This window comes from Denitrificimonas halotolerans (genome assembly GCF_034259425.1).
GTDB classification, from domain to species: domain Bacteria; phylum Pseudomonadota; class Gammaproteobacteria; order Pseudomonadales; family Pseudomonadaceae; genus Denitrificimonas; species Denitrificimonas halotolerans.
Genome location: NZ_JAXIVU010000004.1, coordinates 170,706 through 178,338 on the forward strand (window position 1 = coordinate 170,706; position 7,633 = coordinate 178,338).

At 42.9% G+C, this 7,633-nt stretch carries 11 protein-coding genes; 6 read left to right on the forward strand and 5 right to left on the reverse strand.

Features of this window, described 5'->3' with window-relative positions; all coding sequences use genetic code 11:
• Positions 1 to 624 (reverse strand): L-threonylcarbamoyladenylate synthase, encoded by a 624-nt coding sequence (locus TOI97_RS05170; protein WP_321553051.1) that lies wholly within the window; start codon positions 622 to 624, stop codon positions 1 to 3.
• Positions 625 to 648: 24 nt separating this feature from the next.
• Positions 649 to 1,491, reverse strand: a complete 843-nt coding sequence (locus TOI97_RS05175) for a PHP domain-containing protein (protein ID WP_321553052.1) — start codon at positions 1,489 to 1,491, stop codon at positions 649 to 651.
• A 66-nt stretch (positions 1,492 to 1,557) separates the two neighbouring features.
• On the opposite strand from TOI97_RS05175, the gene TOI97_RS05180 reads away from it, so the two are divergent.
• The 5 genes from TOI97_RS05180 to TOI97_RS05200 all read left to right on the forward strand — a co-directional run bounded on the left by TOI97_RS05180 (position 1,558) and on the right by TOI97_RS05200 (position 5,099).
• Entirely contained in the window at positions 1,558 to 2,148 is a 591-nt protein-coding gene (locus TOI97_RS05180; protein WP_321553053.1) for a septation protein A, read from the forward strand.
• A gap of 4 nt (positions 2,149 to 2,152) precedes the next feature.
• Positions 2,153 to 2,455: a YciI family protein gene (locus TOI97_RS05185; RefSeq protein ID WP_321553054.1), complete on the forward strand. Its 303-nt coding sequence runs from the start codon at positions 2,153 to 2,155 to the stop codon at positions 2,453 to 2,455.
• A gap of 40 nt (positions 2,456 to 2,495) precedes the next feature.
• Positions 2,496 to 3,191, forward strand: a complete 696-nt coding sequence (locus TOI97_RS05190; RefSeq protein ID WP_321553055.1) for a response regulator transcription factor — start codon at positions 2,496 to 2,498, stop codon at positions 3,189 to 3,191.
• 100 nt (positions 3,192 to 3,291) lie between these two features.
• Positions 3,292 to 3,702: a hypothetical protein gene (locus tag TOI97_RS05195; RefSeq protein WP_321553056.1), complete on the forward strand. Its 411-nt coding sequence runs from the start codon at positions 3,292 to 3,294 to the stop codon at positions 3,700 to 3,702.
• 77 nt (positions 3,703 to 3,779) lie between these two features.
• On the forward strand, positions 3,780 to 5,099 hold the full coding sequence (locus tag TOI97_RS05200; protein ID WP_321553057.1) for a sensor histidine kinase: 1,320 nt from the start codon (positions 3,780 to 3,782) through the stop codon (positions 5,097 to 5,099).
• On the opposite strand, the gene TOI97_RS05205 is transcribed toward TOI97_RS05200, so the two are convergent.
• The 3 genes from TOI97_RS05205 to TOI97_RS05215 all read right to left on the reverse strand — a co-directional run bounded on the left by TOI97_RS05205 (position 5,089) and on the right by TOI97_RS05215 (position 6,565).
• A complete protein-coding gene (locus tag TOI97_RS05205) occupies positions 5,089 to 5,658 on the reverse strand; it encodes a nitroreductase family protein (RefSeq protein WP_321553058.1) in 570 nt (189 codons plus the stop codon). The genes TOI97_RS05200 and TOI97_RS05205 overlap by 11 nt on opposite strands.
• Before the next feature lie 126 nt (positions 5,659 to 5,784).
• On the reverse strand, positions 5,785 to 6,171 hold the full coding sequence (locus tag TOI97_RS05210) for a YkgJ family cysteine cluster protein (RefSeq protein ID WP_321553059.1): 387 nt from the start codon (positions 6,169 to 6,171) through the stop codon (positions 5,785 to 5,787).
• 142 nt (positions 6,172 to 6,313) lie between these two features.
• On the reverse strand, positions 6,314 to 6,565 hold the full coding sequence (locus TOI97_RS05215) for a glutaredoxin family protein (RefSeq protein ID WP_321553060.1): 252 nt from the start codon (positions 6,563 to 6,565) through the stop codon (positions 6,314 to 6,316).
• A gap of 181 nt (positions 6,566 to 6,746) precedes the next feature.
• On the opposite strand from TOI97_RS05215, the gene TOI97_RS05220 reads away from it, so the two are divergent.
• Positions 6,747 to 7,445 (forward strand): class I SAM-dependent methyltransferase, encoded by a 699-nt coding sequence (locus TOI97_RS05220; protein ID WP_321553061.1) that lies wholly within the window; start codon positions 6,747 to 6,749, stop codon positions 7,443 to 7,445.
• Positions 7,446 to 7,633 lie beyond the last annotated feature (188 nt).

Consider the following 7,633-nt stretch of genomic DNA (forward strand, 5'->3'; position numbering starts at 1 on the left):
CTATTGCGCACGAAAAGGCTCTGGATCACCACAACCTTCACGGATTATTTCGGGTTGATCATTGACAAAACTAACCACAGTAGACGCTTCAATACCGCCATAACCACCATCAATGATCAGATCCACGTGTTGCTCAAGTAAATCACGAATTTCATAAGGATCGCTAAGTGGTTCACTGGCATCCGGCATCATCAAAGTTACACTCAGCATTGCCTCTCCTAACTCAGCCAGCAATGCTTGAGCTATTGGATGACTGGGTACACGCAAACCAATGGTACGACGTTTAGGGTGCATGACCATGCGTGGCACTTCTCGAGTTGCATCCAAAATAAAAGTGTAAGGGCCTGGTGTATAGGCCTTTAGCAAGCGAAAAGCTGTTGAGTTAACTTTTGCGAAAACGCCTAGGTCTGATAAATCACGGCACATTAAAGTGAAATTATGCTTATCATCTAAGCGGCGAATGCGGCGAATACGATCTAGAGCTGCTTTATCCCCTAAGCGGCAACCTAAGGCATAAGATGAATCAGTTGGATAAATAACCACTCCGCCCTTACGAATTACGTCAACGGCTTGTTTGACTAAACGATCTTGCGGGTTTTCTGCATGAATTTGAAAAAACTTCATCGTCATATCCTCATAGCTAACTAATTAAATCTGTGCTGGTACGAACAAATGGGGTAAATCTTCGGGTACTGCACGATAACGCCCCAGCTCAGACCATTTTTGTGGTAAGTGAAAATCACTGCCTGCAGTGACTTTTAAATTAAACTCACGGGCAAGAATTGAAAGCGTGCCGACTTGTTCAGCAAGCTGCATACCGTTAACCACTTCTAAAGCATGGCCCCCAGCATCAACAAAATCCTTGAGTAAACATCGACGTTTGGTGCGAGTAAATTTGTAATGATATAAATGAGCTAGGCTGATAACAGCTCCCGCATTAACTAAGGTCGCCATAGTCTCTGCCAATGAAGGCCAGTGCAACTTCACATCCCCAATTTTGCCTGCCCCTAACCATTTGTTAAAAGCATCACTATGATCACGTACATGCCCTGCTTTAACGAGATACTGGGCAAAGTGTGGTCGAGCCGGTGCATTAGAACTATCCCCGAGCTCAGCTTGCACAGCTTGCGCTCCGGCAAGAGTATTCGGCATACCCTTAGCTGCTAAGCGTTTGGCGATTTCTTTAGCGCGTAACCATCGACCTTTGTGCAATGACTCGGTTGCTTCAACAATATAGGGGTCATCAAGAGCAAAGTCATAGCCTAAAATATGGATCGTTGCCCCTCCCCAAATGCAAGACAACTCGATACCATTAATGAGCTTTATGCCGACTTCGTTTGCCGCCTCTTGTGCAGCGGGTAAACCTTCAATGGTGTCATGGTCTGTTAAAGCTAAAATCTTAACCCCTTGCTGATGGGCGCGTAGTACTAATTCACGAGGTGTAAGCACCCCGTCGGATGCTGTACTGTGGCAATGTAGATCTATATCCATTTTCAATGCTTACGCTTGCTGTAGTCTTTGCTATTATGCCGTTTCCTTTCTGTTATGGCGCGTACTGTGAAACAATTCATTGATTTTATCCCTCTTATCTTGTTTTTCATTGTCTTTAAGCTCGAACCTCGAGATGTTGAGCTGGTTGGGCAGGTCTTTCCTGTGGGAGGCATCTTTAGTGCAACCGCAGTTTTAATCTTGAGCTCACTCGTGGTATATGGCACCCTATTTGCGTTACAACGCCGCTTAGAAAAAGGACAATGGCTCACTTTAATTGGGTGTTTGTTTTTTGGTGGTTTAACCTTAGCTTTCCACAGTGAAACCTTCTTAAAGTGGAAAGCACCTGTAGTAAACTGGTTGTTTGCTTTAGGCTTTGCAGGGAGCCACTTTATTGGTCAGCAACCTTTAATTAAGCGCATTATGGGGCATGCACTTAGCTTACCCGATTCTATATGGAGAAGGCTGAATATTGCGTGGGTGCTGTTCTTTATCTTCTCTGGTGCGGCGAATCTCTTCGTAGCTTTTACTTTCCATGATATTTGGGTCGACTTCAAAGTGTTCGGTAGCTTGACAATGACTGTGCTGTTTTTAATTGGTCAAGGTGTCTACTTAACACGACATATGCAAGATCTACCCTCAGACTCCCATAAGGACTAATACTATGCTCTATGCTATTATCGCTGAAGATGCTGTTAATACTTTGGAACAACGCCTTGCTGCCCGCCCTGCGCACTTAGCTCGTCTAGAACAACTACAAAACCTTGGGCGTCTTGTACTCGCAGGCCCACACCCCTCAATTGATAGTGATGATCCAGGCGATGCAGGTTTCACAGGCAGTTTGGTGGTCGCCGAATTTGCTTCATTAAATGAGGCAAAAGCTTGGGCGGATGCTGATCCATATTGTGCCGCAGGAGTATACGCCAAGGTTCAGATCAAACCTTTTAAACAAGTCTTCCCCAAATAGATCTATACCAGTAGAAAGAGTTGGAGTCGAAGCAACGGCCATGAGTAATATTCTGTTAGTGGATGATGACCAAGAACTGTGCGAATTGTTAATCGACTGGCTTAAGCAAGAAAATTTTAAGTTGCACGCGTGCTTTGACAGTCAAAGTGCGCGTGATTATCTTGATACATACCCCGAACCTGATGCGATCATTTTGGATGTGATGCTACCCGATGGAAATGGCTTACAATTACTGCGTAAAATCCATGAAGAGTATCCTTTACTGCCCGTTTTAATGTTGTCCGCTCGTGGAGAGCCGACAGATCGTATTATCGGCTTAGAACTAGGTGCTGATGATTATTTAACTAAGCCTTGTGATCCAAGAGAGCTGACCGCGCGTTTACGCGCTGTTTTACGCCGTACTTTAAGTACTCCGACCTCAGTCGCTGCCTCGAGCAGTCTTGTGCTTGGTGATTTGCAGTACAGCCCCACTCGTGGTGTTGCGATCATTAACGCGCAAGATGAAGTTGATTTAACAGTATCTGAAGGTCGAATTTTAGAGGCATTATTGGCTACTCCAGGAGAGCCGATTACAAAGCAGCAATTAGCTCAATTTGCTCTCGGGCGCAAACTGACTTTATATGATCGAAGTCTAGATATGCATATCAGTAATCTACGTCGAAAATTAGGGCCTCACCCAAACTCCAGCCCGAGGATTGTTGCTTTACGCGGTCGAGGGTATTTTTATAACCTTTAATCTTTACCTGACCTTTACATTACCTTGACCGTAATTGACATAAACCTAGGCATACTAGAGGCATATTGAAAACAGTAGAAGGTCCAATAGGAGATTAACCATGCGAATCAAAATGACAGCCTTTGTTTTAAGTGCATTGCTACCCTTGACGGCTTCAGCTGTGACTGAACAAATTCAAGAGCCTCAAGGCCAAGCATTTGTACAAGGACAGCAGAAAATGCAAAAAAAATCAGATAAGCATGGTGAGCAATGGCACTTAAAAAAAATGCAAGAACGCCAAGCTCAATGGTTTGATCGTTTAGAGCTAACACCTGAACAACGTCAGAGCTTTAAAGAAGAAATGCAAGCTCATCGTGCCACACAAGCTCAAGCTCGAGCTAAACACCATAATAAATTACGCAGCATGCTTAATGACAAACAGCGTGTCCAATTTGATCAAGACATCAGAAAAATGCAAAAACATATGCATTACAAGACTTCTAACAAGTTTACGGGCGAAACTAAACGTTAGTTAGCTGATAGTGTTGAATAAGTCTAGCTTCATACTAAGCGGCGTAATACGCCGCTTTTTGTTTGGGGAATAATACGGTGGGCTCTCTATTCTGGCGAGTATTCGGTTCTTTTTGGTTAGCCTTGATGCTTACTGGCGTACTGACATTCTTGCTGATACGCACTTTCAATCAAGACAATTGGATTTTAAATCATCACCCTGGTTTAAAAAACTTTGCAGCCACCTGGCTTTCTTTATATGAAACAGGTGCAACAGATCAAGCTCAAACTTTCCTACAACAACAACACCGCCAATACCGCATTCATACACAAATTTTAGATGAAAATACTATTTCTTTGACCGGTACCCCCCCTTCTCGAATACTTGAGCGTGAAGCTCGCTATAGTAAGCATCGTCAACCGTGGAGGCGTATTACTGAAGAGATTACTTCCAATCATGGGCAAACATATTTATTGATTTACCGTATTCCCTATAGCGAGCTTGGTGCTTGGCAGCGCAGTAATGCTCTACGCCCCATGAGTGCTCTACTGATTGCTTTGTTTGTACTATCCATTATGAGTATGCTACTAACTTTATCAATCACTCGCCCACTGAATCGCTTACGCCATGCAGTACATGATTTAGCTCATACTAGCTACCATCAAGAACAACTGAGTCAACTTGCACAACGGCGGGATGAATTTGGTGTATTGGCGTCAGATTTCAACACTATGGGGCAACGCTTACAAGGGCTTATTAGCAACCAGCGACAATTACTGCGCGATGTTTCTCATGAATTGCGCTCCCCTTTAGCTCGTTTGCAAATTGCTTTAGCTTTAGCTGAACGCGGCACAGAAGAACAAAGGCGCAAGCTCTGGCCTCGTTTACAACGTGAATGTGAACGTCTTGATGCGCTTATTGATGAAATACTTACCTTAGCACGCTTAGATCAAGTGCAGACCAAGCAACAAAGCTTTGCCATTACTCCTTTACTTACAAAGCTTATAGATGACGCTGCTTTATTACAACCTAATCAAATAATAGCTATAACAGGGATAAAAAACTTAACCTATCAAGGTTGGCCTGAGTTACTCCAACGCGCTATAGACAATCTTTTACGTAACGCGCTGCGTTTTAATCCCGCTGGTCTTCCAATAGAGGTTCATATCACTCGACAAGATAATCAGTTAAGCATCAGCGTGCGTGACCAAGGCCCCGGAGTCAGTGATGAGTGGCTTGCTCAATTAGGCCATAGTTTTTTTCGCGTGCCAGGTCAAAACCAAGACGGGTATGGATTGGGGTTAACCATTGCTCAACGTGCCGTAGAAAAACATAACGGGCAACTCGAGCTTAACAATCATCCACAAGGTGGATTTATAGCGACCATTAAACTCCCTTTGAGCAATATCACGAGTTAGTTTCAGGCCAGCAGCGTAGAAACGGTGCAGGATCTAAAGTTGGAGGGTTGCGTAAACTATTAATAGGCGTACCTAAATACATATAAGCTACTATTTGCTCATTATCCGTCAAACCAAGTCCTTTTTTGATAACTGTATTTTCTGCTAGGCTACCAGTTCGCCATACCGCACCTACACCTTGAGCATGGGCAGCCAATAAAATACCATGAGCGACACAACCTGCGGTTAGTAATTGTTCGTGAGCAGGTACTTTTTCATGTTCAACAAAGGTTGCTATCACAACCAATAACATTGGCGCTCGCAGCGGTAGATTGCGAGTTTTCTCGATTAGTTTTTCATCAGCCTCAGGGTCATAACTGAGTAAACCCTGAACAAATAATTCTCCTAATTTATATCGATCATCCGCAGTAATGGTCAGGAATCGCCAAGGTCGTAGTTGCCCATGATCAGGTGCACGACCTGCTGCACGTAGCATAAAATCAAGCTGTTCTGCAGTTGGTGCAGGCTCTTGCAAGCGTGGCACTGATACGCGCTTTAATAAAAGATCAATGGCATCCATGTTTTAACCTCAATCATCTGAATATGAGTGTACTTATCTCGTCTAGCGTTCTGTAACGAGAGTACATCTTAATCAATTTAAAACATATAACCAACCTTGTTACTAGGTTATATTGAGTTTGTAAGTCTATAGGGTGGACACATCAGAGCCTGAGGGCTTGAGCATGTCTGCATGAGGAAGTGGCTCAAGTGGTGGCAGACCATGAGCCGCTCGAGCCACATCACAGTGAGGGTTAGACTCCCCATATTCCCACGATGCATGAAATTCACGACAAGTACTAGAGCGGTCAGTGTACATAGTGCAATGCACTTTTTCGCCGACTTTTCCTTCTAAAGCTTGACATCGTGCTGGCTTACGCTCGGTTCCGAGCATCGCAACATAAGTTGGGCTAATAGCTATAACAGTATCATCAGGGACTGTCCCACCGGCTGATTGACACTCACCCCAGAAGAAAGACACACGGAAGTGCGCGCAGCATGCGCCACAAGATAAGCATGGATTATTATCAAACATGATATGTATCAACTACTAAGAAATAGCCAGGAGTGGCACTTCGCTCATTTTACCGCTACTTGGAAAATCTGAATATATTTTTATGCATTTTACAAAAAAATACTGTAATTAGTGCTTTCTTAACGATTACACAAGACTGTTCTTAATTGCTTATATGATCCGTTAAAAAATCTAGCACATCGTCCTCGTTAAAGGGCCAGTTCAGCTCTTGTCCCGTATCTACACGTCGCAAAACAGGGATCGTTAAAGCATAACGCTCAAACCATTGTTGCGAGTCAGTAATATCAAGCAACTCTACGACTAAACCGCGTACCACAAATGGTTGTAAAACCTGCTCAGCTTTTTCACACAAATGGCAGCCTAAAGTACCAAATAATTCACAAGGAACAGACATAATTATCCATATTTAAAAATAAATCAATCTCAATAATGTATAAAAGGTGTTGCTAAAACTAGTTAACTTCTACAAATAAGTTGCCATTTTTCGGATATGAGTAACTTTAAAAGAAAACTTTAAGAATTCATGTAATAATATATAGATCTATTATTCCTGAGGCGTTATATATGAAAGGTTTATGAGTACAAAAAATTACTACACAAAAATAGAAAATATAAAAATCGATGGTACCAATGATCTCATTATTCGCTCTCTATTGGATCGTCAGCAGTATTACGACCCCAAAGGAGCGGCAAAACGTCTTGGAATTTGTTCAGCCTCATGGTCATTATTCGGCATGTTATGGCCGTCAAGCATCCATTTAGCTCGAGCTATAGCCAAACGCCCAATTAATCCAGATGAGAATATTTTAGAAATAGGCTGTGGTTTAGCTTTAGCCAGCTTAGTTGCTCACCGTCTAGGGGCTAAGATTACCGCATCTGATCGTCACCCTAAAGCGAAATTATTTTTACAAAAAAATCTGCGTCTAAACAATATGCCCAAACTACCTTTTAGGCATGGTCAGTGGGGAGAACACCCCAAACCTTCTCTGAAAGATACTGGCGCTCCACTGCTAGAAAAAAAATACGACTTAATTATTGGTAGTGATTTACTGTATGAGCCGGATATGCCCATAGCTTTAGCTCGCTTTGTAAATTTACATGCTAATAAGAGTGCTGAGGTTTGGGTAGTTGATCCAAATCGCGGGTATCGTACCGCTTTTAACCGAAAAATGGATACTTTAGGCTTCCAGTTAAGTTCTGATGAAACGATAACCGAAGACATATCAGAGCAAGAAAAATATCGTGGACGCTTACTCATCTATAACCGCACTTAGGTCTGTAAGCTTTCTTACGTTCTATATCAGGATCGATTTAACTAAATATACATCAGAAATGATGGACTTCCCACAGTTTCATAGACACTCAGCTGCCTCGTTGAGACGTTCTCTTTCTTCATAATCCGCCGGTGATAACTGGCCTAAATGACTATGTCTGCGACGGCGATTATAAAACACCTCGATGT